The 25,876-nt window shown below is 50.9% G+C and carries 20 protein-coding genes and 2 tRNA genes; 9 read left to right on the top strand and 13 right to left on the bottom strand.

The window, feature by feature from the left end; translation table 11 throughout:
* Positions 1-145 precede the first annotated feature (145 nt).
* The 5 genes from ABDZ76_RS03860 to ABDZ76_RS03840 all read left to right on the top strand — a co-directional run bounded on the left by ABDZ76_RS03860 (position 146) and on the right by ABDZ76_RS03840 (position 5,801).
* Entirely contained in the window at positions 146-1,915 is a 1,770-nt protein-coding gene (locus ABDZ76_RS03860) for an alkaline phosphatase (protein WP_343803020.1), read from the top strand.
* Positions 1,916-2,017: 102 nt separating this feature from the next.
* Positions 2,018-2,470 (top strand): twin-arginine translocation signal domain-containing protein, encoded by a 453-nt coding sequence (locus ABDZ76_RS03855; protein ID WP_374844555.1) that lies wholly within the window; start codon positions 2,018-2,020, stop codon positions 2,468-2,470.
* Position 2,471: 1 nt separating this feature from the next.
* The gene (locus tag ABDZ76_RS03850; protein ID WP_343801560.1) at positions 2,472-3,137 is read left to right on the top strand and encodes an ABC transporter ATP-binding protein; all 666 of its coding nucleotides are present in this window, start codon (positions 2,472-2,474) and stop codon (positions 3,135-3,137) included.
* Positions 3,130-4,401, top strand: coding sequence for an ABC transporter permease (locus ABDZ76_RS03845; protein WP_343801557.1), 1,272 nt, complete (start codon positions 3,130-3,132; stop codon positions 4,399-4,401). Before ABDZ76_RS03850 ends, ABDZ76_RS03845 begins: the two co-directional genes overlap by 8 nt.
* A 158-nt stretch (positions 4,402-4,559) precedes the next feature.
* Positions 4,560-5,801 (top strand): FAD-dependent oxidoreductase, encoded by a 1,242-nt coding sequence (locus ABDZ76_RS03840; RefSeq protein WP_343801554.1) that lies wholly within the window; start codon positions 4,560-4,562, stop codon positions 5,799-5,801.
* Between the two features lie 129 nt (positions 5,802-5,930).
* Here the strand turns inward: ABDZ76_RS03840 and ABDZ76_RS03835 are convergent.
* The 3 genes from ABDZ76_RS03835 to ABDZ76_RS03825 form a co-directional block, all read right to left on the bottom strand.
* Positions 5,931-6,007: transfer RNA gene (locus ABDZ76_RS03835), tRNA-Arg, on the bottom strand.
* 47 nt (positions 6,008-6,054) lie between these two features.
* A tRNA-Arg gene (locus ABDZ76_RS03830) sits at positions 6,055-6,131 on the bottom strand.
* Between the two features lie 185 nt (positions 6,132-6,316).
* A complete protein-coding gene (locus tag ABDZ76_RS03825) occupies positions 6,317-7,840 on the bottom strand; it encodes a sensor histidine kinase (RefSeq protein ID WP_343801551.1) in 1,524 nt (507 codons plus the stop codon).
* Between the two features lie 301 nt (positions 7,841-8,141).
* Between ABDZ76_RS03825 and ABDZ76_RS03820 the strand changes: the two genes are divergently transcribed.
* On the top strand, positions 8,142-9,275 hold the full coding sequence (locus tag ABDZ76_RS03820) for an efflux RND transporter periplasmic adaptor subunit (RefSeq protein ID WP_343801548.1): 1,134 nt from the start codon (positions 8,142-8,144) through the stop codon (positions 9,273-9,275).
* 11 nt (positions 9,276-9,286) lie between these two features.
* A complete protein-coding gene (locus ABDZ76_RS03815; protein ID WP_343801545.1) occupies positions 9,287-12,448 on the top strand; it encodes an efflux RND transporter permease subunit in 3,162 nt (1,053 codons plus the stop codon).
* Between the two features lie 79 nt (positions 12,449-12,527).
* Here ABDZ76_RS03815 and ABDZ76_RS03810 read toward each other — a convergent pair whose 3' ends face one another.
* The 7 genes from ABDZ76_RS03810 to ABDZ76_RS03780 all read right to left on the bottom strand — a co-directional run bounded on the left by ABDZ76_RS03810 (position 12,528) and on the right by ABDZ76_RS03780 (position 19,407).
* On the bottom strand, positions 12,528-13,535 hold the full coding sequence (locus tag ABDZ76_RS03810) for an ABC transporter substrate-binding protein (RefSeq protein ID WP_343801542.1): 1,008 nt from the start codon (positions 13,533-13,535) through the stop codon (positions 12,528-12,530).
* A 64-nt stretch (positions 13,536-13,599) separates the two neighbouring features.
* Positions 13,600-14,460 (bottom strand): ABC transporter permease, encoded by an 861-nt coding sequence (locus ABDZ76_RS03805; protein WP_343801539.1) that lies wholly within the window; start codon positions 14,458-14,460, stop codon positions 13,600-13,602.
* Entirely contained in the window at positions 14,457-15,356 is a 900-nt protein-coding gene (locus ABDZ76_RS03800) for an ABC transporter permease (RefSeq protein ID WP_374844554.1), read from the bottom strand. Before ABDZ76_RS03800 ends, ABDZ76_RS03805 begins: the two co-directional genes overlap by 4 nt.
* Before the next feature lie 26 nt (positions 15,357-15,382).
* Positions 15,383-16,285: an ABC transporter ATP-binding protein gene (locus tag ABDZ76_RS03795; protein WP_343801533.1), complete on the bottom strand. Its 903-nt coding sequence runs from the start codon at positions 16,283-16,285 to the stop codon at positions 15,383-15,385.
* A gap of 3 nt (positions 16,286-16,288) precedes the next feature.
* Entirely contained in the window at positions 16,289-17,746 is a 1,458-nt protein-coding gene (gene hydA, locus ABDZ76_RS03790; protein ID WP_343801530.1) for a dihydropyrimidinase, read from the bottom strand.
* A gap of 91 nt (positions 17,747-17,837) precedes the next feature.
* Complete coding sequence (locus ABDZ76_RS03785) at positions 17,838-19,085, bottom strand: Zn-dependent hydrolase (RefSeq protein ID WP_343801527.1); 1,248 nt, start codon at positions 19,083-19,085, stop codon at positions 17,838-17,840.
* 28 nt (positions 19,086-19,113) lie between these two features.
* A complete protein-coding gene (locus ABDZ76_RS03780; RefSeq protein WP_343801524.1) occupies positions 19,114-19,407 on the bottom strand; it encodes a hypothetical protein in 294 nt (97 codons plus the stop codon).
* 39 nt (positions 19,408-19,446) lie between these two features.
* Here ABDZ76_RS03780 and ABDZ76_RS03775 point away from each other — a divergent pair, with 39 nt between their 5' ends.
* Positions 19,447-20,121: a TetR family transcriptional regulator C-terminal domain-containing protein gene (locus ABDZ76_RS03775; protein ID WP_343801520.1), complete on the top strand. Its 675-nt coding sequence runs from the start codon at positions 19,447-19,449 to the stop codon at positions 20,119-20,121.
* Positions 20,122-20,300: 179 nt separating this feature from the next.
* On the opposite strand, the gene preA is transcribed toward ABDZ76_RS03775, so the two are convergent.
* The 3 genes from preA to ABDZ76_RS03760 all read right to left on the bottom strand — a co-directional run bounded on the left by preA (position 20,301) and on the right by ABDZ76_RS03760 (position 24,011).
* A complete protein-coding gene (gene preA / locus ABDZ76_RS03770) occupies positions 20,301-21,611 on the bottom strand; it encodes an NAD-dependent dihydropyrimidine dehydrogenase subunit PreA (RefSeq protein WP_343801517.1) in 1,311 nt (436 codons plus the stop codon).
* A 178-nt stretch (positions 21,612-21,789) separates the two neighbouring features.
* Positions 21,790-23,277, bottom strand: a complete 1,488-nt coding sequence (locus tag ABDZ76_RS03765; protein ID WP_343801514.1) for an NAD(P)-dependent oxidoreductase — start codon at positions 23,275-23,277, stop codon at positions 21,790-21,792.
* A gap of 272 nt (positions 23,278-23,549) precedes the next feature.
* Positions 23,550-24,011, bottom strand: coding sequence for an SRPBCC family protein (locus tag ABDZ76_RS03760; RefSeq protein WP_343801511.1), 462 nt, complete (start codon positions 24,009-24,011; stop codon positions 23,550-23,552).
* 199 nt (positions 24,012-24,210) lie between these two features.
* Between ABDZ76_RS03760 and pgi the strand changes: the two genes are divergently transcribed.
* Entirely contained in the window at positions 24,211-25,860 is a 1,650-nt protein-coding gene (pgi, locus tag ABDZ76_RS03755) for a glucose-6-phosphate isomerase (protein ID WP_343801508.1), read from the top strand.
* Positions 25,861-25,876 lie beyond the last annotated feature (16 nt).

The following is a 25,876-nucleotide window of genomic DNA, read 5'->3' as shown; positions in this document are numbered from 1 at the left end:
GCTAACAATCCCCCCGTACTCATTGTCCTCTCAAGGTCTTTACGACGATTACAATTGGGGCTTTTCCGGCATGCAAAGGGGTGGAACCAAAGATGGTTCCGATCTGTGGCCGGGAAAACATCCGCTAAAGGGGTTTGATAAAACCATGCGTCAACTTGTTAAATTACTCTCTGCCACGACAGTTCTGTCGGCTACACTTATTGCAACTGCATCGCAGGCAGCAACGGTGTATCCGCTTGACCGTGCAACGATTCTTGCCGGTTCGCCTTTTGATTTCAAAGTGGAATTCGACAATGTCGTCAAAGCGGATGACGTGAAAATCACGGTCAACGGCGAAGATTACAAAGCTGTTTTCGGCAAAGATGTTGAATTTATTGCTGCAGAAAAAGACGCATCAGATAAAGATCTGGGCTCGGCTGTTATTCTGCGCTCTTTGGCTTTGCCGAAAGCCGGTGCTTACACCATCGAAGTGCAGGCCGGAAATGACAAGAAAAGCGTTACTTGGGATGTTTACGGCACTTCGGATGCACCTAAAGCCAAAAACGTGATCTTCCTTGTCGCTGATGGTTTGTCCGTTGCCCACCGCACCGGTGCCCGCATCATGTCTAAGGGCATGAGCGAAGGTAAGGCCAATGGTCGTCTCAATATGGATGATCTGCAATATATGGCTTTCATCGGTACATCAGCCACCAATTCGATTGCCACCGACAGCGCCAACACCATGTCAGCCTATATGACGGGTCATAAAACTGCGATCAATGCGCTTGGTGTTTATGCTGACCGTACACCGGACAGCCTTGATGATCCGCGCGTTGAAAATATTAGTGAAGCACTGCGCCGTCAAACCGGCAAATCCATCGGTATTGTCACCACGTCAGAATTGCAGGATGCAACACCGGCAGCTGTGGCTTCGCACACCCGCCGTCGCGCTGATAAAGCCGAAATCACCGGCATGTTGTTTGATGTGAAGCCTGATGTATTGTTGGGCGGTGGTTCTGCCTACTTCCTCAATAAGGAAGTGCCGGGTTCCAAGCGCAAAGACGATAAAGACTATATCAAAGAGTTCAAAGATGCAGGTTATGCCTTGGCAACCAGCAAGGAAGAGCTTGAAAAGGCCGCATCTGCTGAAGGCGACAAGCTGCTCGGCCTGTTCCATACCGGCAATATGGACACTGCGATGGATCGCAATATGCTGAAAAAGGGAACGATGGATAAATTCCCTGATCAGCCGGGTCTAGTTGAAATGGCCGACATTGCCTTGAAAAAGCTCTCCCAGAATAAGGAAGGTTTCTTCCTGATGGTTGAAGCGGCAAATGTCGACAAGATGTCCCATCCGCTTGACTGGGAACGCGCAGTTTACGACACAATCGAGTTTGACAAGGTTGTTGGTCTGGCACAGGAATTTGCCAAGAACAATCCGGACACAATGGTTGTTGTAACCGGTGACCATACCCATGGCGTGTCCATCATCGGTACGATCGATGATAATAAGCCGGGCACCGAAATGCGTGAAAAAGTCGGTACTTATGAAAAAGCTGGCTTTACCAATTACGTTGACAGCAATGGTGACGGCTATCCGGACAACGTGGATGTGAACCCGCGTCTGGCGATCTTCTCCAACAACTTCCCTGACTATTACGAAACCTTCCGTCCGAAGCTGGATAATCCTTTTGTTCCGGCGATCAAAAACGAGAAGAACGAATATGTCGCCAACGAAGCCTATAAGGACATTCCGGGCGCTGTCTTCCGTGAAGGCAATATCCCGCGCTCCGATGATACAGGTGTTCACTCGGTCGATGACGTTGTGTTGCAGGCAAGTGGTGCCGGTGCCGATCTTTTCCGTGGCTATATGGAACAGAGCGACGTTTACAAAATTCTGGCCGAAGTCTTCGCTCTTGGCGCGGATAAGAAATAAGCCTGAGTTTGGATGAAAAAAATGCCGGAAAGCAATTTCCGGCATTTGACTTTTAAGGGGTGAGCCATGTCATTTTTACCAACACTGCCATTTTCATCAACAATGCCGCGTCGTGATTTTTTGAAACTTTTGAGCGCTGCACCTTTGGCCTGTGTCGCGTCGGGCCTGCCGCAGGCGCAGGCGGCCACGGGCAATTTAAGTTTTGCCGAGCTTTACAGTAAGGTGAGCGTGCTGGGCTTGGAATTTTCTGAAAAGGTCAAATCCCTCAACGGCGAAAAAGTGGTGATGGGCGGCTTCATGGCGCCTCCTTTGAAAGCCGAAGCCGACTTTTTTGTGCTTACCGAAATTCCGATGTCGATCTGCCCTTTCTGCTCATCCGATGCGGATTGGCCGGACAATATTCTGGTGGTCTATCTCGACAAAAAACAAACCTTTGTGCAGCCTTCAACCTTGATTGAAGTGACAGGAAAACTGGAAGTCGGCTCGTGGACAGACCCGGAAACCGGTTTTGTCAGCCTGCTGCGTTTACGTGATGCACGCTATAAGGTTGCTTGATATGCAGCTGGTTTTAGAAAATATCAGTGTGAATTTTAAAGGGCTTTCCGAACCCGCTTTGCAAATTGACCATTTGGACATTGCCAATGGTGCGGTGGTGGGGCTCACCGGTGCGTCCGGTTCGGGTAAAAGTACTTTTATCAATATTATCAGCGGCCTTGCCCGCCCGCAAAAAGGCGTGGTGCGCTGGGGTGAGCAGGTCATCAATCAGTTGTCTGAAACCGCGGCTGATCGCTGGCGGGGGCAACATATCGGCCTTATCATGCAGGATTTTTATCTCTTTGACGGTTTGCCGGCGCTGGAAAATATTCTGCTGCCGCTGCGTCTGGCCGGAGGTGCGGATAAGCAAGCGGCGATCCGCGCCCATGAATTGCTGGAGCGGGTGGGGCTGAAGCGGCCGGATCAACCCGTGCAGCTGATGTCGCGCGGGGAAATGCAGCGTGTGGCAATTGCCCGTGCCTTGCTGCGCAAACCTGCCATCATCATTGCGGATGAGCCGACAGCCAGTCTGGATAAGGAAAATGGTGCTTCCGTCGGCAGTCTTATTCTGGAACTGGCGGTGCAGGAGAAATGCACCACCATCATTGCTTCGCATGATGACCGGCTGACGTCCAGATTAGCACGTAATATCAACCTCTCTGCGGGGAGAATTATCTCTGATGTTTAGATTTATCGCCGCAGATTTAAAACGCCATTGGCTGGGTGCTTTGGCATTGATGTTGCTGGTTGCATTTGCGACGGCTTTGAGTGTCGCTGTTACTTTGCAGGAGCGTGCTTTGCGCCTTGGCAGTGCGCGTGCTGCCGATCATTTTGATCTGGTGATTGGGGCTGCCGCCAGTGAAACGCAATTGGTGCTGTCATCGGTTTTCCTGCAGACATCATTGCTGCCATTGATGGATGGCAATGTGTTGGAAAAATTAAGCCAAGATCCGCGTGTGGCATGGGCGGCACCGGTTGGTTTTGGTGACAGCTATAAAAACTATCCGATTATCGGCACAACTTCAAAACTGGTTGAAACGCTGAGCCCGAAACTGGCATCAGGACAAATGTTTGCCACTCACAATGAGGCCGTTGTCGGTGCTAATGTGGATGTGCGTGCTGACACACAGATGGTGCCATTGCATGGAAATGCAGGTGAGGGCGGTCATCATCATAATGAAATTGCCTATAAAATGGTTGGTCGTATGGCGCCAACAGGTGGCGCTTGGGACAATGCAATTTTAGTGCCGATTGAAGCGGTCTGGGCCGTGCATGGTATGGAGCATGACCATCATCATGATCATGACGTGCATGAGGAGGAAACGGCAGAAGAACATGCCGCGCATGCTGATCATGATGATGGGCACGATCACGATCATGGCGATGAAACGCTGCAAACCAGTTTTGAACATGGAGCAGCAGGGGTTCCGGCAATTATAGTTAAGCCAAAAACCATCGCAGATGCCTATAAACTGAGACAAGAATATCGTGGCAATGGCACAACGGCAGTCTTTCCGGCTGAAGTGCTCACCAATCTTTACGGGATGCTGGGCAACGCCAAATCAATCCTGATGTTTGTCGCGTTGGGAACGCAGGTGTTGATTGCCTGTGCTTTGATTTTTGTGGCGCTGCTGCATATCGGCGAACGTCGCCGCCAAATCGGGGCCTTGCGCGCTCTTGGTGCATCACGGGGTAAAATCTTCACGCTGGTTTGGTCAGAAATTGCCATTTTGCTGGGTGCAGGAATTGTTGCCGGATTTGCACTGGGCTTTGCGGCTTCCAAAATGATGTCGCGCATTGTCACGCAGTCCAGCGGTTTTTCCATGCCGGTCTCTTTTGAAATGCAAGATCTCAATGGTATGATCATCATGCTGATTGGTGCTTCCGTGATCGGTTTGCTGCCTGCATTAATGGCTTATCGTCAATCGCCGGTAACTGCTTTGCGCGGTTGACGGTTTGCATCGGACTGATGTCTAACTGCCTGATAAAGTTTTCTTGTATTTAATAATCGAAAACTTGATTTATAGGGTATAGAATAAAAGGGTGCCATCAGTAATGGCGCTCTTTCATTCGTATTCCGACTATATGCTGGCAGGGCAGGAGAGCGATCATGCAACAATCAGGGGCTGTGCAAACCATCACCACGCAATGTGTGATCGCTGGTTCGGGGCCGGGTGGTTTGATGCTTGGCCTGTTGCTGGCACGTGCTGGTGTTGATGTTGCTGTTTTGGAAAAACACCCTGATTTCCTGCGCGATTTTCGCGGTGATACGGTGCATCCTTCCACACTTGATATTATCGACAAGCTCGATCTTCTGGATGAGCTTTTGAAAGTGCCGCATACACAAGCGCCCAAACTTCATGCCGAAATTGGCGGGCAGAATGTAACCATTGCTGATTTCTCTCGCCTGCCGGTCAAATGCCGCTTTATTGCTTTCATGCCGCAATGGGATTTTTTGGATTTTCTGGCGCGTGAAGCCAATAAACTGCCGAATTTTCGGCTGGTGATGTCGGCGGCGGTGACGGATTTAATCGAAAATAATGGCCGTATTGAAGGACTGGTGGCTGCGATACCGGAAGGCAGCTTACAGGTAAGCGCTCCTTTGGTGGTTGGTGCAGACGGGCGCAATTCATTGGTGCGCGCAAAAGCAGGGCTGGAAAGCACCAGCTTTGGGGCGCCAAGCGATGTGTTGTGGATCAAGCTTTCACATAAGCCTGAAGACCCACCCTATACGATGGGGCATGGCGGCCCCCGTCAGGGTTTTGTGATGGTGGATCGCGGTGAATATTGGCAATGCGGCTATGTGGTGCGCAAGGGCAGTTTTGCTCAAGTGAAAGAAAAAGGGCTGGATGCTTTTCGTCAGGCTGTGGCGGAAGTTTCACCGCTTTCGCCTGATCGGGTGGAAGAAATCACTTCATGGGATGATGTGCATCTGCTTTCCATCCGCATCGACCGTCTGAACCGCTGGTGGCGCTCCGGCCTGTTGTGCATCGGTGATGCGGCACATGCCATGTCGCCGATTGGCGGGTTCGGGGTTAATCTGGCGATACAGGATGCGGTTGCAGCGGCTAATATTCTGGCGGTTCCTTTGCGCAAAGGAAAACTTACCGACCGGCATTTGATGCAGGTTGAAAAGCGTCGTGCTTTTCCCACAAAAGCCATTCAGAAAATTCAGCTGATGATGCAATCAAGCAGCAGGAAACGCCAAAACAGCGAGGTTAAGCGCAGTGGCCCGCCGGCTTTTGTCAAAGGAATAGCGCGATGGCCGATTCTGGCTCATTTGGCCGGCCGGTTGGTGGGCATGGGCGTGCGCCGCGAAAAATTGCGCAGTTCTTTATTCAAAACACCCTAATAGCGCTTAAACCCATCAGCCCTTTTGCCTGATATGATTACGGGCAAAGGGGTGCATTGCTTTTTCATAAAGCGAAAGCATGCTTGCTTAATAAGTGTATCAAAAGAAAAGAGGGGATTTGGTGTTAAATGGCGCGCCCGAAAGGATTCGAACCTCTGACCCCCAGATTCGTAGTCTGGTGCTCTATCCAGCTGAGCTACGGGCGCAACATTTAAAAAGGAAAGATGATCTTGCCTTTATGATTTTAAGTGAATGGCGCGCCCGAAAGGATTCGAACCTCTGACCCCCAGATTCGTAGTCTGGTGCTCTATCCAGCTGAGCTACGGGCGCTTATCACTTAAAGTGACTTTTCAAAGAGAAATCATTATTATCTCTCATTGAAGAGTGCTTGCGGTAGGTAATCCGGATCGAATTTAAATGCAAGCACCTAAATGAAAAAAATGCACATAACTGATAAAATATTGAAATTAGTCAGGTTCTTAAGGCTTTGCTTGTGGGCAAACTTGCATGGCAGCTTATGCAGGTAAAATAATTCTGAAATGCGCACCGGGTTGGCTGTCTTCACAATAGAGAATCTCGCCGCCATTAGCGCGAACCAGATCCTGCACAATCACTAAGCCTAATCCCGTGCCATCATTGCGGGTTGAGCCACGAAAAGCGGTGAAAAGGTTCTCTTTGGCTTTGGGCGAAAGGCCGGGGCCATTGTCACGAACATCAATGAAGATTTGATTGTCAGCGGTGGTGGCCTGCACGGTGATTTGCTTTTTGAAATCCTCTTCGCCAATCGGATCAGGCATGCTTTGCAGCGCCTGCATCGCATTGCGGCAAAGATTGGTAAGGATGCGGAAAAGCTGCTCATCATCTGTTGTCAGGATGAAGTCATCCGGCACTTCATTGATGAAGCTGATATTGTGCAGATTATCGCTATTAATGACATCTTCCACGTCCTGCACGATAGAGTGCAGCACGGTGCGGCGCGGATTGGGCGCTGCTTCTTTGGTGCGCCCGTAAGCGACCACACTTTCGGAATAGCTGATGGCACGGCTTAATGTGCGGATAAGGCGGGGGGCAAAACGCTTGACCGCCGGATCTTTCACCTCTGCCAGACTATCCGACATCAATTGTGCGGATGCCAGAATGTTGCGCATGTCATGATTAATCTTTGAAACAGCCATGCCGAGGTCAGCTAAATGTTTGCGCTCCGTATAGGTCTGCTGCAAATTGGTTTGCATCAGCGCCAGTTGCTGCTGGGCAATGCCGAGTTCATCTTGTCGCTGTTCGGGCAAAATGATGCGGCTCGGATCATCCGGTTTTTCGGCAAAGCTGATCATATCGCGATGCATGCGGATCACAGGGCGCAGCAGCATTTCATGGATAATGAGATAAATGAAACCCGCTGCCATGATCGAAATCAGCAAAGAGATGATAGCGACATAGCGGGCATAAACCAGCAGCGCACTGCGCAATGGCTGGCTGGAAATGACAATTTCCAGTGTTTTGTCGGTGTTGGGGATTGTGCTGGTAACGCGCAGATTGCGTTCGGTTGAATCAAAAAGCGTGGCAAATGCATCCCAGATCGCTTGTGATTCACTTGTTTGGCGTGGATTTACATTGGCATCAACGATGAAAGGTTGCGCGCTGGTGGCCAGCACGGATGTTTGCCCGTCCGTGGTAATACTGATGGATTTGCTATTGGTGGCATAAAGGATTTTATCCTGCGAGTCGCGCGATCTGATCTGATCTTTTTCATCTTCCAGCACAAGTGCCACAGGGGCGACAGTATCGAGAAGATTGGTCAGCCAGCGCATGCGCATGCTGGCAGTGGAAGGGATAAAAATCAGAATTTCGGCAACCAGCACGGCAAGCATGGTCATCAGCAGAAATTTGTTGCTCAGACGCTGGAAAAATGAAGGACGTTTCATTCTGGCCGTTGGCTGTTGAGCAGGGATGTCGGCTGCAATAGCTGCAGGTTGCGCCGCTGTGCTCAAGTCAGGCTCGTAGCCTTCAGTCAGATGAGTGTGCGCTGGTTCTGAAGCCATGCTGAACTTTCATAGTCACAATTGTATAATGCAAGTTGCGGTATGAAAGCCGCCGAGGGATAGTTTACGACAAGAGCTGAGTCTGAGCCAGTGTTTGAGCAGGGTATTTTGGCAAGAATATGCTTTTTTTATATATAGGTCATATTTTTGCACTTACCATATCTGACCCTGCTTCAGGTGAGGCTTTGTTTCGCATTACAGAAGTTTAATTGGACTAGACGTTTTCAGCGTGCATTTTGTAGAGACAATTAATTGTGCGCCGTTTTAAACGGCTATTTTGCATTTTACGCCGGGGTTACGAATGAAATTGTGGAAGCAGCTAACCATTTGTCTGCTGATTATTATTGCCGCTGCGGCAGGCTGGTTTGTGTATAAAAACAAACAGGCCGGCTCAGACAGCGCCCCTGCGGCTGCAAATGCACAAGGGTCGGGGCCTCGTCAGGGTGGCGGACAAGGTGGCGGGCAACGTGGCGCAACGCTTGTTGTCATCGAGCCTGCGCGAAGCGACATCGTCAATGGTCGTTTGGAAGCGATTGGTTCGCTTCGTGCTTTTCAGACAGTTTCGGTCACACCTTATACAAGCGGCACTTTAATGTCGCTCAAAGTGAAGGCCGGTCAGGTTTTAAAGGCCGGTGATGTGATTGCCGAGCTTGATGCTGAAAGCGAAGAAATTATTTTGGCAAAAGCCAAGACAGTTTTGAAAGATCTGGAAAATACGCTGGAACGTATTGTGCGCTTGCGCAAAACCAATACGGCAACACAGGTGCAGGAAATAACCGCAGAACTGGCTGTCGCCAATGCGCGTTTGACCGTGCAGGATGCAGAACTTGCACTTTCGCGCCGCACGGTTACAGCGCCAATTTCCGGTACTGTTGGTATTTTGCCGGTGGATGCGGGCAACTATGTGACAGCGCAAACCGTGCTGGCACGTCTTGATGATACATCCAAAGTGCTGATCGATATTTATGTGCCGGAACGTTTTGTGCCACAGATTAAAATCGGCCAGAAGATGCAGGCAGAATCCACCGCTTTGCCGGGGCAGGTTTATGACGGGCAGATTGTCGAAATTGATAATATGCTGGATGAAGCAAGCCGCACCATGCGCGTGCGCGGCGTGTTTGAAAATCCCCGTAATCAGCTATTGGCGGGGATGTCTTTCTCCACCACCATGCTTTTTCCGGGCGATGAATATCCGTCTGTCAGCCCGCTTTCCATCCAATGGGGTGCGGAAGGTGCTTATGTTTGGCGCGTAAAAGACGATAAAGCCGAGCAAGTGCCGGTTACTATTGTGCAGCGCAATTCGGCCAGTGTTTTGGTGACAGGCGCCCTTACTGTCGGTGATGCGATTGTTACCGAAGGTGTGCAGGCATTGCGCAACGGCATGCAGGTGAGCATTAAGAATGCTGCTGCCGCCCAAGCGCCAAAAGCAGACTGAGGGTAAAATCATTGAGTGAATTAAAATCCCCCTCAGCTCCAGAGCATAATACGAGCGGTCATAATACCGGCGGCTTAACGGCTTTGTTTATCCGTCGTCCGGTATCGGCGCTGGTGCTCAATATTTTGATTATTGTTGCCGGTCTTGCGGCTTTTTCCGGTATTGATATTCGTGAATTGCCGGATGTTGATCGCCCTGTCGTGACGATCAGTACCGAGTTTCGTGGCGCTTCGGCTGAAACAATTGACCGTCAGCTGACGCAGGTGATTGAAAATGCAGTTGCGCGCGTTTCCGGTGTGAAGGCGATCTCTTCAAACTCGTCATTTGGACGCAGCCGTGTCACGGTTGAGTTTAATGATGGCGTTGATCTCAACGTGGCTGCCGCCGATATGCGCGATGCGATTTCGCGTATTGTCAACTCGCTGCCTGAAGAAGCGGACGCCTCGCGTATTATTAAAGCGGATGCCAATGCTGATGCGGTGATGCGTCTGGCGGTAACGTCAGAGACAATGTCAATTGATGACATGACGGTGCTGGTCGATGATCAGATCACCGATGTGCTTTCGGCTGTGCCGGGTGTTGCCGATGTGCAGATCAACGGTGACCGTGACAAGATTTTCCGCATTGATATTCATCAGGGGCGGCTGGCCAGTTATGGCCTGACCATTGCCGATATCACCAAGGCGCTGGCATCAATGGCGCTTGATGCGCCCGCCGGTTCTTTGCGCAGCAGCGATCAGTCTATTGTGGTGCGGGCAACCGCTAACGTAACCACACCGGAAGGTTTTGAAAATATCAGCCTCAATGACCGCACTAAATTGCGCGATGTGGCAACGGTAACCCTTGGGCCGGATATTATTACCTCTGAAGTGCGCTCTAACGGCAAAACTGCCATTGGCCTTGGTATTGTGCGCCAAGCGCAATCCAACACGCTGGATATTTCCGAAGGTGTGCGTGCCGCAGTTGAAAACCTGAAAGATACGCTGCCGGAAGGCATTGAAATCAGCGTAACCAGTGATGACGCTACCTTTATTAACGGCGCTATTCATGAAGTGATTTTGGCGTTGATTATTTCCGGTATCATTGTGGTGCTGGTGATTTTCGTTTTCTTGTGGGATATGCGCGCCACCATTATTCCTGCGGTGTCGCTGCCGGTGGCTTTGATTGGTACGGTGGCAGCCGTTTATCTGGCAGGTTTCTCCATCAATATTATTACGCTTCTGGCGCTGGTGCTGGCCACGGGGCTGGTGGTGGATGATGCGATTGTAGTGCTGGAAAATATCGTGCGCCGCCGCAATCTAGGGCTTGGGCCACGCGCTGCTGCTGTGCTTGGTACACAGGAAGTGTTTTTTGCGGTCATTGCTACAACCCTGACACTGGTTGCGGTTTTCGTGCCGATTTCATTTTTGCCGGGGCAGGCTGGCGGTCTGTTCCGCGAATTTGGTTTTGTGCTGGCAATTGCCGTGCTGCTTTCAGGTGTTGTTGCGCTGACCCTTTGCCCGATGCTGGCGTCGCGCTTTTTAAAGCAGGGCAATGGTGGAGAAGAACATGAGAAAGCCCCCGGTATTGTTCGTAAAATCGGTGGTGCATTAAGCAATCTTTATCGTGTTTCTTTGCGTTTCTGTCTCAATGTGCCTTTTGCCATTGTGTTGCTGTCGGTTATTTTCGCAAGCTTCAGCTATATCGGCTATACGCAAATCCGTCAGGAATTAACGCCGAGCGAAGATCGCTCTGCTGCCATGCTGCGTGTTACTGGCCCGCAAGGCATCAGTGTTGATTTCTTGCGCGAGCAGATGGACAAGGTGGAAGTTGCATTGCGCCCGTTGCGTGAGAGCGGTGAAATTCTCACCACTTATGCAATCTCCGGCAGTTTTGGTTCATCCAATAGTGGTTTCGTGGTGCTGACATTAGCGCCGTGGGATAAACGCAGCCGCAGCCAGCAGGAAATCATGGCTGATGCCAATGCCCGTATGCGTGGCATTACCGGTGCGCGTATTTTCTCAATGCAGCCAAACAGCCTTGGTATTCGTGGTGCGGGCAGCGGTTTGCAATTTGCAATTCTCGGCAATGATTATGAAAAATTGCAGCAATCGGCGCAGGCTATTGTGCGTGAACTGGAAAAAGATCCGCGCTTTGATCAGCCGCGTTTGTCGGTTGAACCGACACAGCCGCAATTGTCGATTACCATTAATCGTGAACGCGCCTCGGATTTAGGGATTGATATTACCGGTCTTGCCAATGCCGTACAGGCAATGCTTGACGGGCGTAAAATCGGCTCGGTTTATGTGGGGGATCGCAGCTTTGACGTGAAGCTTGTTTCGACGACCCATCCGGTAGATGATCCGACTGATCTGGAAAATATCTTCCTCAAAACATCGGATGGTCGCTATGTGCCGATGGCATCCATTGTTGATATTGAAGAAAAAGCCGTTCCGCCGCAGTTGAACCGTGAAGAGCGGATGCGCTCGGTTTCGATCACCACTGGCTTGCGGGATGATTTTGCCCTCGGTAATGCATATCAGACAGCTCTGACTGTTGCTGATCCTCTGCTGCCTGCCGGTTCACACATCATTCCGCTTGCTGAAGCAAGTACGCTGGATGAAACATCCCAGGGCTTGATGCTGGTTTTCGGCTTTGCAATTGTCATCATTTTGTTGGTGTTGGCGGCACAGTTTGAAAGCTTCATCAGTGCGGTGATTGTGATGGCTACCGTGCCGTTGGGCTTAGGTTGTGCGGTGGTGGCGATGCTGCTGACGGGCACCAATCTCAATGTGTATAGTCAGATCGGCTTGGTCTTGCTGGTTGGTATCATGGCGAAAAACGGTATTCTGATCGTCGAATTTGCCGACCAGTTGCGGGATCGTGGCTATCAATTGCGCGAGGCAATCGAAGAAGCCTCCAATATTCGTTTGCGTCCTGTCTGTATGACAATGATTTGCGGTGTTTTGGGTGGTGTGCCGCTCGTGATGGCATCGGGTGCCGGTGCGGAAGCGCGTATTTCGCTTGGCTGGGTGATTGTGGGTGGTCTTGGTCTTGCAACTTTTGCAACGCTTTTTGTGACACCGGTTGCCTATCTGTTGCTTGGTCGTTTTGTTAAGCCAAAAGCGCAGGAGGCTGCGCGGCTTGATGATGAGCTGCGCCATGCGGCAGTGGCTGAACAAAAAGGCGAATAGGCTTTTAACCGATAAACAAATAAAAACCGCGGCGGATGGTTTCATCCGCCGCGGTTTCGTTTTTAAATAGGATGATCGCTTAAAGCTCTTTCATCGCGTCGGTTACTTTTGATGTCCATGCACCTTCCGGACGTTTGGTAATCACCGGATCCGACGTGCCACCCAGCAATGTATCGACAGTACGTTCTGCGGCTGCGGTATCAAGGGTTCCGGTATCATCCAGAAGCTTGCCGATTTCCGCAATCATGCGCTCTTGCACTTCGACAGTCTGCGCACCGGATGAGTCATTTTCTACAATGATTTCACCGGCTTCTTTCGGGTTTTCAGCGGCATATTTCCAGCCCTTCATGGAAGCGCGGACAAAACGGGCAAGCTTGTTGACCATTGCCGGATCTTCAAGGCTTTTTTCCAGCACATAAAGGCCGTCTTCCAGCGTGGCAACGCCTTGGTCTTCATAAGGGAAGACAACCAGCTGATCCGCCGGAATACCGGCATCAATCACCTGCCAATATTCATTATAGGTCATGGTGGAAATGCAATCGGCCTGCTTTTGAATGAGCGGGTCGACGTTGAAGCCCTGTTTGAGCACGATGACGCCATCTTTACCGCCTTCGGTCGGAATTTTCAGATGGCTCATCCATGACAGAAACGGATATTCATTGCCGCCAAACCAGACGCCCAAAGTACGACCGCGGAAATCTTCCGGCTTGGTAATATTGGTGTCTTTACGGCAGGTCAGCATCATGCCCGACTTTTTGTAAGGTTGGGCAATATTGACAAGTGGCACACCTTTTTCACGCGTTGCCAAGGCAGATGGCAGCCAATCCACCACCACATCCGCGCCACCACCGGCAATCACCTGCGGCGGTGCCACATCGGGGCCGCCCGGTTTGATTTCCACGTCGAGATCTTCTTCTTCATAGAAGCCTTTATCTTTAGCGACATAGTAGCCGGCGAACTGTCCTTGCGTTACCCATTTAAGCTGCAAGGTCAGCTTGTCGGCAGCCAGTGCCGAACCCGCCATCAAAGACAAGACAAAGCCGGTTGCTCCCACAGCGCCCAGCGTTTTTGCGAATATTTTTTTCATTTTTTAGTTCTCCTCTGGTTGCGGCTCCGCCTTATGTTTGGCGGATGCCGTTTTTTGTCATGCTTCAGCCTCTCCTGTACGAAGAATGCCAGAAGGTCACGCGTCGCTCGAGCAATGCCAGCAGCCCGTAGGAAATCGAACCGGCAAGCGCTGCGACGAATATTTCCGCCCAAACCATATCAACATTCATTCTCCCGATTTCTGCTGATATACGGAAACCCATGCCGACGACTGGTGTGCCGAAAAATTCGGCCACAATCGCGCCGATCAGGGCGAGGGTGGAATTGATTTTCAAAGCATTGAAAATAAAAGGCATGGCTGCGGGTAAGCGCAGTTTAAACAAGGATTGCCAATATGATGAACCATATGTTCGCATCATATCCCGTTCCATCGAGCCTGCGGCAGCAAGCCCTGCCACAGTGTTAACCAGCATCGGAAAGAAGGTCATGATGATCACAACCGCTGCTTTCGATTGCCAGTCAAAGCCAAACCACATCACCATTATGGGGGCAACGCCGACAATAGGCAATGCCGCCACCAGATTGCCGATCGGCAATAAGCCTTGGCGCAAAAATGGTATGCGATCCACCAGAATAGCGGTGATAAAACCAGCACCACAGCCCATCACATAACCGGCAATCACCGCCTTAAGATAGGTCTGGCGGAAGTCTGCCCACAGGATCGGCACTGAATTGCTGATGCGCTCCCAGATCATCGAAGGCGCTGGCAATAAAACGGCAGGGATTTCAAATCCTCTGACCGTTGCTTCCCAAAAAACCAGCATCCAGATGCCGAAAAGCGTTGGCACGGCAATGTCGAGCAAGCGCTGTCCTTGCCGTGACGACGAGCGCAGGCTTGCCAGCCATTTGACCGAAAACCATGAGACAACAATCAGGAATAATAAAAAGAGTAGAGGTTTGATCATGCCGCTGCCCTTTCCGGCTTAAGCCCCATACGTTTGTTGACGTAATGGGCGGCAATGCCGACAAGCGCGACAAGAGCTGCCGCCATGATAGCTGCCACCACCAATGCTGCCCAGATTTGCACGGTTTGCCCGTAATAAGAGCCTGCCAGCAAACGCGCCCCAAGACCTGCCACCGCACCGGTTGGCAATTCACCGACAATGGCACCAACAAGGCTGATAGCCACGGCAATTTGCATGGAAGTGAAAAGATAGGGCAGGGCTGTCGGCCAGCGAAGCTTCCAAAACACTTGTGTGTTGGAGGCATTATAGGTGCGCATCAAATCCGTATGCATTACATCCGGCGATCTTAACCCTTTCACCATGCCGACCGCGACAGGGAAAAAGGACAGATAGGTGGAAATGATAGCTTTTGGCAGTAGGCCGGATATGCCGATAGCATTAAGGACGACAATAATCATTGGCGCGATGGCCAGAATAGGAATGGTCTGCGAAGTGATAATCCATGGCATCAGGCTTTTATCCAGCGTGCGCGAATGAACAATGCCAACTGCCAGCAAAATGCCGAGTAATGAGCCGAAGACGAACCCTAAAAGTGTTGAAGAAAGCGTCACCCAGCCATGATAGATAAGGCTGCGCTTAGAGCTCGGCTTTACTTCGAAAACTGTTTTCCAAACTTCTGCCGCCACTTGGTGCGGAGTGGGTAATACAGGACGTGCTTGATTCATGGTGTTTTTAATCACCATGGAGGTGCTGATCTCAGCACCGGCTCGCTCGGCCTGATCCCGTTCAAAAGGCGCATTCAAAAAGGCCGCCATTATATACCAGATAAGGATAATGGCGGCCAACACGACGAGGACAGGAAAGAAACGATCCCTGAAATAATTTGATCCGAAGATCCGGGAGCTCAGATGTGGTTTACTGCTCAAGAGTGCACCTCATCATAAGAGTGTCCCAGCCGCAGACCTTCCCGAACCTGATGGGCAATTTTTAAGAAAGCCTCAGATTCACGAATTTCCAGCGGACGATCCGGCCCCAGATCGCAATCAATAATTTCATGAATGCGCCCCGGTCGCGGGCTCATAACAACGATTTTTGTCGACAGAAACACAGCTTCCGGAATGGAGTGCGTGACAAAAATGACGGTTTTCTTAGTTGCCGCCCAAAGCTTCAGCAATTGTTCGTTGAGATGATCACGCACAATTTCGTCCAACGCGCCAAAAGGCTCGTCCATCAGCAACATATCCGGATCAAAAGACAGGGCTCTGGCAATAGAGGCACGCTGTTGCATGCCTCCTGATAATTGCCACGGATATTTTTTGCCAAAGCCTGAAAGATTGACCAGATCAAGATTTTTTCTGATCCTTTCTTTCTTGTCCGTGGAGCTGAATTTCATCACCTCCAGCGGCAGGGCGATATTATCTTCGATCGTTCGCCATGGAAAAAGGGCTGCGGCCTGAAATACATAGCCGTAGCTGCGCTTTAATCGTGCCTGCTCCGGTGTCATACCATTGACGGTGATGGTGCCGGAGCTTGGCTTTTCCAGATCAGCCACCACCCGCATGAGCGTGGTTTTCCCGCAGCCCGAAGGGCCGATGAAAGAAACAAACTCACCACGGTTAACATGGAGGTTAATGTCGGAGAGGGCCTGAACCGGCCCGTCATTGGTTTCAAAAACAAGCGAGAGCTTTTTAATATCAATGACGCATTCCCCAGCTTGGGATGCGCCATGAATATGGCTGCTTTTTTGAGCTCCTGTGGGAGCTGATTGATATTCTGTCATCATGATCGCTTCCCGAAGCTGTGCATCAGATTGCGGTCTGTTCATGGCTCAGACCCCATACGGCATATGTTCTGGTTTCCGCTCAACCTTGCGCGGGGCAACGACTTCTTTCCATGTGGAAAGCGCTTTGTTGACGCTGGCATTTGGCTCACGTTCGACGAAACGGCCATCACCAGGTTCCGCCAGCACTTTGCCCTGATCAAAAGCAACCCGCCCGCGAGACAGTACTGTGCGCGGGAGACCGGTTAATTCCATGCCTTCAAATACGTTGTAATCAATGGAGGAATGCTGTGTTTTGACAGAAATGGTCTTCTTGGCTTTGGGATCCCATATGATGAGATCAGCGTCTGATCCTTCCAGCACCGCACCTTTCTGCGGGTACATATTGAGAATTTTCGCAATATTGGTGGATGTAACGGCGACAAATTCATTTGGTGTCAGACGGCCGGTGACAACACCTTTTGTCCAAAGGACCGGCAGACGTTCTTCCACACCGCCTGTGCCGTTTGGAATTTTGGTGAAATCATTAATGCCGGTACGTTTCTGTTCACTGGTAAAGGCGCAGTGGTCAGTTGCCACGCATTGCAGGCTACCGGCAGAAAGACCTGCCCAGAGACTGTCTTGGTTGACTTTGTCGCGGAATGGCGGCGACATCACTCGGCGTGCCGCATAGTCCCAATCTTCGTTGGAATAGACGCTGTCATCCAATGTCAGATGCTGGATCAGCGGCTCACCATAAACGCGCATACCTTTTTGGCGGGCGCGGCGGATAGCTTCATGGGCTTGCTCGCAGGATGTATGCACCACATAAAGCGGCACACCTGTCTGATCTGCCAGAATAATGGCGCGGAATGTCGCTTCTCCTTCAATTTCCGGCGGGCGGGAATAGGCATGGGCTTCAGGGCCGTTATTGCCTTCACTCAGCAGTTTTTGTTGCAATTGCGCGATGATGTCACCGTTCTCCGCATGCACCATGGCAATGGCACCAAGCTCGGAACAGCGTTGGAATGAGGCAAACATTTCATCGTCATTGACCATCAGGGCGCCTTTATAGGCCATGAAATGTTTAAACGAGTTGATGCCGCGCTTGACCACTTCTGGCATTTCGTTGAAAGCGCGTTCGCTCCAGCCGGTAATCGCCATATGGAAAGAATAGTCGGTGCGTGCCTTGCCGGATTTCTGGAACCACTCTTGCAATGCTTCCAGCAAATTGCCTTCAGGCCCGGGCAGCACGAAGTCAATAATCATCGTGGTGCCACCGGCAAGTGCTGCCGCAGTGCCGCTATCAAAATCATCAGATGAGTAGGTGCCCATAAACGGCATCTGCATATGAGTGTGCGGATCGATGCCGCCCGGCATAATATAACAGCCCTTGGCATCAATGGTTTGGTCACCGGAAAGATCAGAGCCGATTTTTACGATTTTTTCGCCATCGATGAGAACATCCGCATCATATGTGCGGTCAGCAGTAATAATAGTACCGCCTTTAATCACCTTGGTTGCCATTGTTCGTTCCCCTTTTTGGTTTTGTTGCGAACAGTTGCAGAAATAACGTGTGCTGATGCGGAGCTTTCGCCTGCATCATGTTATGGTGCAATCATTCACAAATCTGAGCCGTTTCCAGAACAGCATGCAAAAGCACATCGGCTCCGGCACCCGCCCATTCTTTGGAAATGGATTCATCTTCATTATGGCTTAAGCCGTCGACACACGGGCACATGATCATGGCTGTCGGTGCCACGCGATTGACCCAGCAGGCATCATGTCCTGCGCCCGAAATAATGTTCATGTGACTATAGCCGAGCCGCTCGGCGGCATTACGCACGGAAGCCACACAATTTTCGTCAAAAGTTACGGGATCAAAATGACCGATTGCTTCGATCTTTACCTGAATGCCAAGATCAGCGGCAATTTTCGGCGCTTCTGCCTCAAATTTTGCCTTCATACCGTCGAGCACTTTACGATCAGGCGAGCGGAAATCGACCGTAAAGACGATCTGACCCGGCAGCACATTGCGTGAATTGGGTGTCACATCAATATGGCCGACACCACCAACCGCGGCTGGCTGATGTTCCATGGCAATATCATTGACGAGTTGCAGCAATTTACCCAAGCCAAGGCTGGCATTTTTGCGCATTGGCATCGGTGTGGAGCCGGTATGGGCTTCCTTGCCGGTTACTGTAACCTCCAGCCACCACAAGCCCTGACCATGGGTGACAACGCCGATATCTTTATGCTCAGCTTCCAGAATAGGCCCTTGTTCGATGTGCAATTCAAACATGGCATGGATTTTGCGATTGCCGACCGGCTCATCACCCAGCCAGCCAATGCGTTTCAATTCATCGCCAAACTTTTTGCCCTTGGCATCAACGCGCTCATAAGCCCAGTCCTGATCCAGTTCGTCGGCAAAAACACCCGATGCAAGCATTGCAGGGGCAAAGCGGGTGCCTTCTTCATTGGTCCAGTTGGTCACAACAATCGGATGTTTGGTTTTAATTTTCAGGTCGTTGAGGGTACGGACAATTTCCAGTCCGCCAAGCACACCCAAAACACCATCAAAATTGCCGCCTGTCGGCTGGGTGTCGAGGTGGCTGCCCATATAGACCGGATCGGCATCGGGATCTGTGCCGGGGCGATAGAAAAACATATTGCCCATTGTATCAACCGTCATGGTCATACCGGCTGCTTCGCACCAAGACTGGAAAAGTTTGCGCCCCTCCGCATCTTCGTCGGTCAGGGTCTGGCGATTATTGCCGCCACGCAGTCCGGGGCCAATTTTGGCCATCTCCATCAAACTATCCCACAAGCGATCGGTGTTGATCTTGAGATTGCTGTTAAGCGCCATGAGAGAGCTGCCTTTCTGTTACATGCTATTAAAAAACCTGATCAAAAATATATTGCGAGCCGGAATGCGCCTGAAAGTTCCGAAGAACATGACGTGCAGATACAGCTTCTCTGTTCACGCGCCTGTTCATGCAGGTGGTGCGTGTGATAAAGACGGGCAGGCTTGTCGCATATGACATGCTGGCTCCCCCTTGCCGCGGTTTAAACACCGCTCTATTGTTCCCGTTACCAGTCGCTCGTTCGGCGGCAATATTTTTAACTTGCGTAAAAAACTTGACTACTTGGTAAAAATACAGGCTAGAAGAGGCATCGATGGCGGTCAAGCGCTTTCGAAAGTTTCTCCGTCCAGCGGAAGGTGTCAAATGGCCACAGCCGCCCCCACTGCTGCCCGCAAAGGCGCAAGGCGTAAAAAAAGCGATGCTCCCGAAAGCGAAACGCGCATTCAGGGTATCAACCGGCGCATCATTTTGGATGCCGCACTGGAAGTGTTTTCCGCCTTTGGTTTCAGAGGTTCGACACTGGATCAGATCGCTGAAAAAGCGGGCATGTCGAAGCCCAATCTTTTGTATTATTTTCCGCGTAAACAGCATATTTACGTCAATGTGCTTGAAGATACGCTGGTGGAATGGCTGCGCCCTTTCGAGGAGATTGATCCCGAAGGCGACCCGCTGGAAGAGTTGAAGAAATACATTGTGCGCAAGCTGGAAATGTCGGAAAGCAGACCGGAAGCCTCGCGCCTTTTTGCTAATGAAATCATGCATGGCGCGCCGGCTATCGGCACATTTTTGAAAACCCATCTGCGTGAACTGGTGGATGGCAAGGCGCAAGTGATCAAGCGGTGGATTGCTGAAAAGCGCATAGCTCCTGTTGATCCTTATCATCTGATTTTCACCATCTGGGCAACGACACAGCATTATTCCGATTTCGATGTGCAGGTTCGCTCTATTATGGGCGAAAAAGCTGACACACCATCATTCCGGGCAGAAACTGCCGAGGCTGTTGTCGGCATTGTTCTTAACGGTATCAGGCCACGTTAATTCTGATTTTGACACCAGTCGCGAAGTCGTCATTATTTGCTTTGCGATTGAAGAGACATAAGGCTCAAGCCTTAGACGCCACAGCGCTTTAACTACCCGCAACATTTAAAGCGTCAAAGACATCTATGTGCAGGGCATGATGCTTTATCATCATGCCCTGCCGGTCTTCGGGGGGAGCTTTACTCTGCCGCTTCCTGCGTTGCCATCGGATTGTTTGGATGGGTTGTCCAGTTCGCGTAATTTGGATTGATCGGCGCTTTGGTGCGCGGATCAAAGCCGCTGATTGGTTCCATCGTGATACAATCATTGACCGGACAAACATTGACGCAGAGATTGCAACCAACGCATTCCTCATCAATCACTTCAAAGTGGCGGGCACCATCTACCAGTGAGGTAATCGCCTGATGCGATGTGTCTTCACAGGCTGCAAAGCAGCGACCGCATTTGATGCAAAGATCCTGATTGATCTTGGCTTTGGTGACATAGTTGAGGTTGAGATAGCGCCAGTCTGTGACATTCGGCACGGCACGACCGCGGAAATCATCCAGCGTTTCAAAGCCTTTGCTGTCCATCCAGTCCGACAGGCCATCGATCATTTCCTGAACGATTTTGAAGCCATAGGTCATAGCAGCGGTACAAACCTGCACAGTGCCGCAACCAAGCGAGATAAACTCGGCCGCATCGCGCCATGTCGATACACCACCAATACCGGAAATCGGGCGACCGGCAGTTTCCGGATCACGGGCAATTTCAGCAACCATGTTAAGCGCAATCGGCTTAACCGCAGGGCCGCAATAGCCGCCGTGGGAACCACGTCCGTCAATGGTTGGTTCAGGTGCAAAACTATCGAGATTAACACTGGTGATCGAGTTGATCGTGTTGATCAGCGATACAGCATCCGTGCCATTGGCAAAAGCATTGCGTGCCGGATAACGGATGTCGGTAATATTGGGTGTAAGTTTTGTGATCACCGGCATACGCGTATATTGCTTACACCACTTCACCACCATACCGACATATTCTGGCACCTGACCAACAGCAGCACCCATGCCGCGTTCGCTCATGCCGTGCGGACAGCCGAAGTTCAGCTCAATACCGTCTGCGCCGGTTTCTTCCACCAGTGGTAGAATGGCTTTCCATGCTTCTTCCTCACATGGCACCATGATGGAGGCAATGAGGGCACGATCCGGCCAGCGGCGCTTGATTTCTTTCATCTCGCGTAGGTTTGTTTCCAGCGAGCGGTCGGTAATCAATTCGATATTGTTCAAACCGATCAGACGGCGGTCGGCACTATAAATTGCGCCATAACGCGGGCCGTTGACGTTAACAACCGGCGGGCCTTCCGAGCCCAGCGTTTTCCATACAACGCCGCCCCAGCCTGCTTTGAAAGCACGCTCCACATTGTAGGCTTTATCGGTTGGTGGGGCAGAAGCCAGCCAAAACGGATTGGGTGACTTGATCCCGAGGAAATTGGTGGAAAGGTCAGCCATTGTCGAAATTCCCCTAATATGACTTACCGGTTTTCACGGCTCTTGTGGCCGTGTTTTAAAACCTTGGATGAAAATTTAGAGCGTGTTGCGCTTCATTATATTGGCAGCATTTGCTCTAACATCTTGTTTTGCGCATATCTTTCTCCCAAAAACGATTGCCGCTTTTGGGAGAAATGCTTTAGTGACCCCACTCAATGGGTTCAGGCCCTTGAATATTACGCTGGCCGTTATTGGCGCCGCCTTGAGCGGAAAGCACCGCATCGGCAAAGCCTGCTACAGCATCAGGCAGGTTCATCAAGGCGCGATGGATAGATTCAGCGGCAACTTTACCGTCTTCAACCGATGCAACGGTGAGGTCTTCGCCGCCTTCCACGCAGTCGCCGCCAGCCCAGATGCCTTCAACGGAGGTGCGTCTGTGCTCATCCACTTTGATACGGCCTTTGGCGAGCGCCACGCCGGTTTTCCCCAGTGGCTCGGCAAGGAAGTTTTGCCCGATTGCTTTGAAAACCTGATCGGCTTTGAGCGTGATGGTTTCGCCGGTGCCAGTGAGTTTGCCATCTTTCTGGGTGGTATATTCCAGCACCATATGGCTGACAGTACCATCCGCATTGCGGGTCAGGCTTGAAGGCTGTACCCAATGACGGATATTGACCCCATGAACCTGTGCCAATTCCTGTTCATAGGCACTGGCATTCATATGTTCCTGACCACGGCGATAGGCGATGGTGACATTTTCGGCGCCCAAAAGCTTGATCTGGATTGCAATATCAATGGCGGTCATACCACCACCGATCACAACCACATTGCGTCCCACCGGCAATTTGGAGAGGTCTTTGGCTTGACGAAGCTGGCCGATATAATCAACCGCATCCATTACATTGGGCGCATCTTCGCCCTCAAGTCCTAAACCATTGACACCAGGCAAGCCCATGCCAAGGAAAGTGGCATCATAGCCGGATTTCAGCGCATCGAGAGAAATATCGCGGCCTAAAGCTTTATTATAATTGATGTTGATGCCACCGATTTTTAGCACGAATTCCAATTCGCGGGCGGCAAAATCATCAACGGTTTTATAAGCGGCAATACCATATTCATTAAGGCCGGCGCCTTTCGGGCGGGCTTCAAAAATGCTGACCTCATGACCATGCATGGCAAGGCGGTGGGCGGCGGAAAGACCGGCAGGGCCAGCACCGACAATGGCAATGCTTTTGCCGGTGGAAGCTGCGCGTTTAAACGGATGTTTGCCGTCTTCCATCAGCTCATCAGTGGCATAGCGCTGGAGAAGGCCGATTTTAACCGGCTTGCCTTCGGCGGTTTCACGCACACAGGCTTCTTCGCACAAGGTTTCGGTCGGGCAAACGCGGGCGCACATGCCGCCGAGGATATTTTCGGAAAGAATAGTTTTCGCCGCACCTTTTGGATTTTCAGCCGAGATTTGGCGAATAAAGAGCGGAATATCGATGCTGGTCGGGCATGCGGTCATGCACGGAGCATCATGGCAAAAATAGCACCGATCCGCCTCTACAATCGCTTCATGATGTGTGAGTGGCGGATGCAGATCATCAAAGACATCTGCATAGGCAGACATGTCTAACCGCGCCGATTTGATGTCCGGCTGGTTTGGCGAGTTTTCTGCTCGAATAGATGTTTTATCTGCTGATCCCATCAGATCGCATCTCCCATTTTACGTTCAAGCGACGCTGTTCCTTGATGGCGCCGGCTTTTCTATATGCGGGTGGCAGTTATTCCGCCTTGTCCCTTAAAATGCAGCTTCTCCCGAAACTTTAAGCTTTCTTGTATGGGAGAATGCTTATTCTGATGATCAGCATGACAGATTTTTTCAGAAGGTCAAATTTTTTATCAATTGGTCAATTATTGGCACAAAATGACCCGTTCGCACCTTGTCGGGGCAAATTTTGTGGATACTATTTTTGAGAATTACTGGCCTGATTTCTCGGCCTGTGCCGCGGCGGCAGCACCAATATTGGCAAAGAAACGATCGGCAATTTTGCGTGCGGCTGATCCTAAAAGCCGGGTGCCGATCTGGGCAATTTTCCCACCGGCATCTCCTTGAATTTCATAGGATAAAATTGTCTCATTGCCATCTTGCGTGAGGCGCACATCTGCTGCCCCTTCGGCAAAACCGGCAAGCGTTCCTTCGCCTTTTCCTGAGATGGTATAAGAGTGCGGCGGCACCATGTTGGAGAGCTCCAAAAGCCCGTGAAAGCCGACTTTCATGACCCCAAAACTCACCTTTATACCGGCTCTGATTTGGTGCTCATTGATTCGCTCCAAATTGTCGCAGCCCGGAATACAAGCCTTCAGCGTTTCAATATCATTGAGTGCATTCCACACCGCTTCACGAGGGGCTGCAATACGCTCTTCACCGGTCAGATCCATAATATCTCCACTTTTGCTGTTCAGACTTCATATTATAAGTATCAAACTCGGTTATAAATGTAGCCGATAGCGATGGATTACCAGCTGTAGCCGATGTTTTTGTGTTTCTTTTGAAATGATTACGAAAACACACCAACAAAATACTAAACTTGTGCAGTTTAGTTTACAGTCGGGGCAAATTTGATTCGGGAGTTGTTAAATGGCACGGAATGAAGCTCAGGTAACCGAGGCAGTTGCAGCGCTTAAAAACCATTGGAACACGTCTGCACCAAAAGACATGCGCAAAGTTTTTGACGAAAATTTAAATCGGTTTAAATCGTTCTCGTTGCAATTGGATGACCTGCTGTTTGACTGGTCGAAATGCCTGATCAATGAAGAGACTATGCAGCTTTTGGCAGCTCTTGCCAAGTCCTGCGATGTGGAAGGGCGTCGTGCTGCCATGTTTGCGGGCGAGCCGATTAATGTAAGCGAAAATCGTGCCGTTCTGCATGTGGCTCTGCGTGACACAACATCGGATGCCATCTTGGTGGATGGTGAAAATGTGCTGCCCGACGTTCAAGAGACATTGTCGCGCATGGGCGACTTTGCCGAGGCCGTTCGCTCCGGCAGTTTGAAAGGTGCCAAGGGCGAAGCTTTCACCGATATTGTCAATATTGGTATCGGCGGTTCTGATCTGGGGCCGGTGATGGGCACACTTGCGCTTGCGCCTTATCATGACGGGCCGCGCGCGCATTTTGTCTCCAATATTGATGGTGCGCATATTGCGGATATTTTGGCGCCACTTAATCCGGCGACAACGCTTATCATCATCGCCTCGAAAACCTTCACCACCATTGAAACCATGACCAATGCGCAGACAGCGCGCCGATGGATTGCTGAAAGCTTAGGCGAGGCGGCAGTATCTTCCCACTTTGCAGCGGTTTCCACCGCTTTAGATAAAGTGGCCGAGTTCGGCATTGATGAAGCCCGTGTCTTTGGCTTCTGGGACTGGGTTGGCGGGCGTTATTCGGTGTGGTCTGCCATTGGTTTGCCGGTGATGATCGCCGTTGGCCGCACAAATTTTGTCCAGATGCTGGCCGGTGGCCACGCGATGGATAAGCATTTCCGTGAAGCACCTTTGCTTGAAAATATGCCGGTTGTGCTGGGGCTGATTGGCTATTGGCACCGCGCGATTTGCAATTATACCAGCCGCGCCGTTATTCCTTATGATCAGCGCCTTGCGCGTCTGCCTGCCTATTTGCAGCAGTTGGATATGGAATCGAACGGCAAAAGCGTGATGCTGGATGGCTCGCCTGTTCAAGGGCCGACAGGGCCTGTTGTGTGGGGTGAGCCGGGCACCAATGGTCAACATGCTTTCTTCCAGTTGCTGCATCAGGGCACGGATACAATTCCGCTGGAATTTATTGTCGGTTGCAAGTCGCATGAGCCGCAGCTTGATCATCAGCATGAAATGCTGCTTGCCAATTGTTTAGCGCAATCTGAAGCCTTGATGAAAGGCCGCACTTTGCAAGAGGCGCGTGAGCAATTGCTGGCTAAAGGCATGGATGAGGCGACAGCTGAAAAAATCGCGCCGCATCGGGTGTTTTCCGGCAATCGCCCTTCGGTGACGATTGTCCACGATCTGCTGACACCATTTGCGCTTGGTCGTTTGATAGCGCTCTATGAACATCGTGTGTTTGTTGAAGCGCAATTATTCGGCATCAATGCGTTTGACCAATGGGGCGTGGAGCTTGGCAAGGAGCTTGCCACCGAATTGCTCGATGTGGTGACGGGGGACAAACCAGTCGGAAATCGTGACAGTTCAACGCAAGGGCTGGTTAGCCACTTGCATGCACGCCGTAAAAGCTGACATTGTCGGAAAATAT

Origin of the sequence: Paenochrobactrum glaciei (assembly GCF_039522165.1) — a bacterium.
Classification (GTDB): Bacteria; Pseudomonadota; Alphaproteobacteria; order Rhizobiales; family Rhizobiaceae; genus Paenochrobactrum; species Paenochrobactrum glaciei.
The sequence above is the reverse complement of the archived record's forward strand: the minus strand, read 5'-3'. Positions and strand labels throughout refer to the sequence as shown.

Bases quoted from the DNA above. Each gene is read 5' to 3' on its own strand.
- ABDZ76_RS03860 (WP_343803020.1), top strand. From the start codon at position 146: ATGCGTCAACTTGTTAAATTACTCTCTGCCACGACAGTTCTGTCGGCT.
- ABDZ76_RS03855 (WP_374844555.1), top strand. From the start codon at position 2,018: ATGCCGCGTCGTGATTTTTTGAAACTTTTGAGCGCTGCACCTTTGGCC.
- ABDZ76_RS03850 (WP_343801560.1), top strand. From the start codon at position 2,472: ATGCAGCTGGTTTTAGAAAATATCAGTGTGAATTTTAAAGGGCTTTCC.
- ABDZ76_RS03845 (WP_343801557.1), top strand. From the start codon at position 3,130: ATGTTTAGATTTATCGCCGCAGATTTAAAACGCCATTGGCTGGGTGCT.
- ABDZ76_RS03840 (WP_343801554.1), top strand. From the start codon at position 4,560: ATGCAACAATCAGGGGCTGTGCAAACCATCACCACGCAATGTGTGATC.
- ABDZ76_RS03825 (WP_343801551.1), bottom strand. From the start codon at position 7,840: ATGGCTTCAGAACCAGCGCACACTCATCTGACTGAAGGCTACGAGCCT.
- ABDZ76_RS03820 (WP_343801548.1), top strand. From the start codon at position 8,142: ATGAAATTGTGGAAGCAGCTAACCATTTGTCTGCTGATTATTATTGCC.
- ABDZ76_RS03810 (WP_343801542.1), bottom strand. From the start codon at position 13,535: ATGAAAAAAATATTCGCAAAAACGCTGGGCGCTGTGGGAGCAACCGGC.
- ABDZ76_RS03805 (WP_343801539.1), bottom strand. From the start codon at position 14,460: ATGATCAAACCTCTACTCTTTTTATTATTCCTGATTGTTGTCTCATGG.
- ABDZ76_RS03795 (WP_343801533.1), bottom strand. From the start codon at position 16,285: ATGAACAGACCGCAATCTGATGCACAGCTTCGGGAAGCGATCATGATG.
- hydA (WP_343801530.1), bottom strand. From the start codon at position 17,746: ATGGCAACCAAGGTGATTAAAGGCGGTACTATTATTACTGCTGACCGC.
- ABDZ76_RS03785 (WP_343801527.1), bottom strand. From the start codon at position 19,085: ATGGCGCTTAACAGCAATCTCAAGATCAACACCGATCGCTTGTGGGAT.
- ABDZ76_RS03775 (WP_343801520.1), top strand. From the start codon at position 19,447: ATGGCCACAGCCGCCCCCACTGCTGCCCGCAAAGGCGCAAGGCGTAAA.
- preA (WP_343801517.1), bottom strand. From the start codon at position 21,611: ATGGCTGACCTTTCCACCAATTTCCTCGGGATCAAGTCACCCAATCCG.
- ABDZ76_RS03765 (WP_343801514.1), bottom strand. From the start codon at position 23,277: ATGGGATCAGCAGATAAAACATCTATTCGAGCAGAAAACTCGCCAAAC.
- ABDZ76_RS03760 (WP_343801511.1), bottom strand. From the start codon at position 24,011: ATGGATCTGACCGGTGAAGAGCGTATTGCAGCCCCTCGTGAAGCGGTG.
- pgi (WP_343801508.1), top strand. From the start codon at position 24,211: ATGGCACGGAATGAAGCTCAGGTAACCGAGGCAGTTGCAGCGCTTAAA.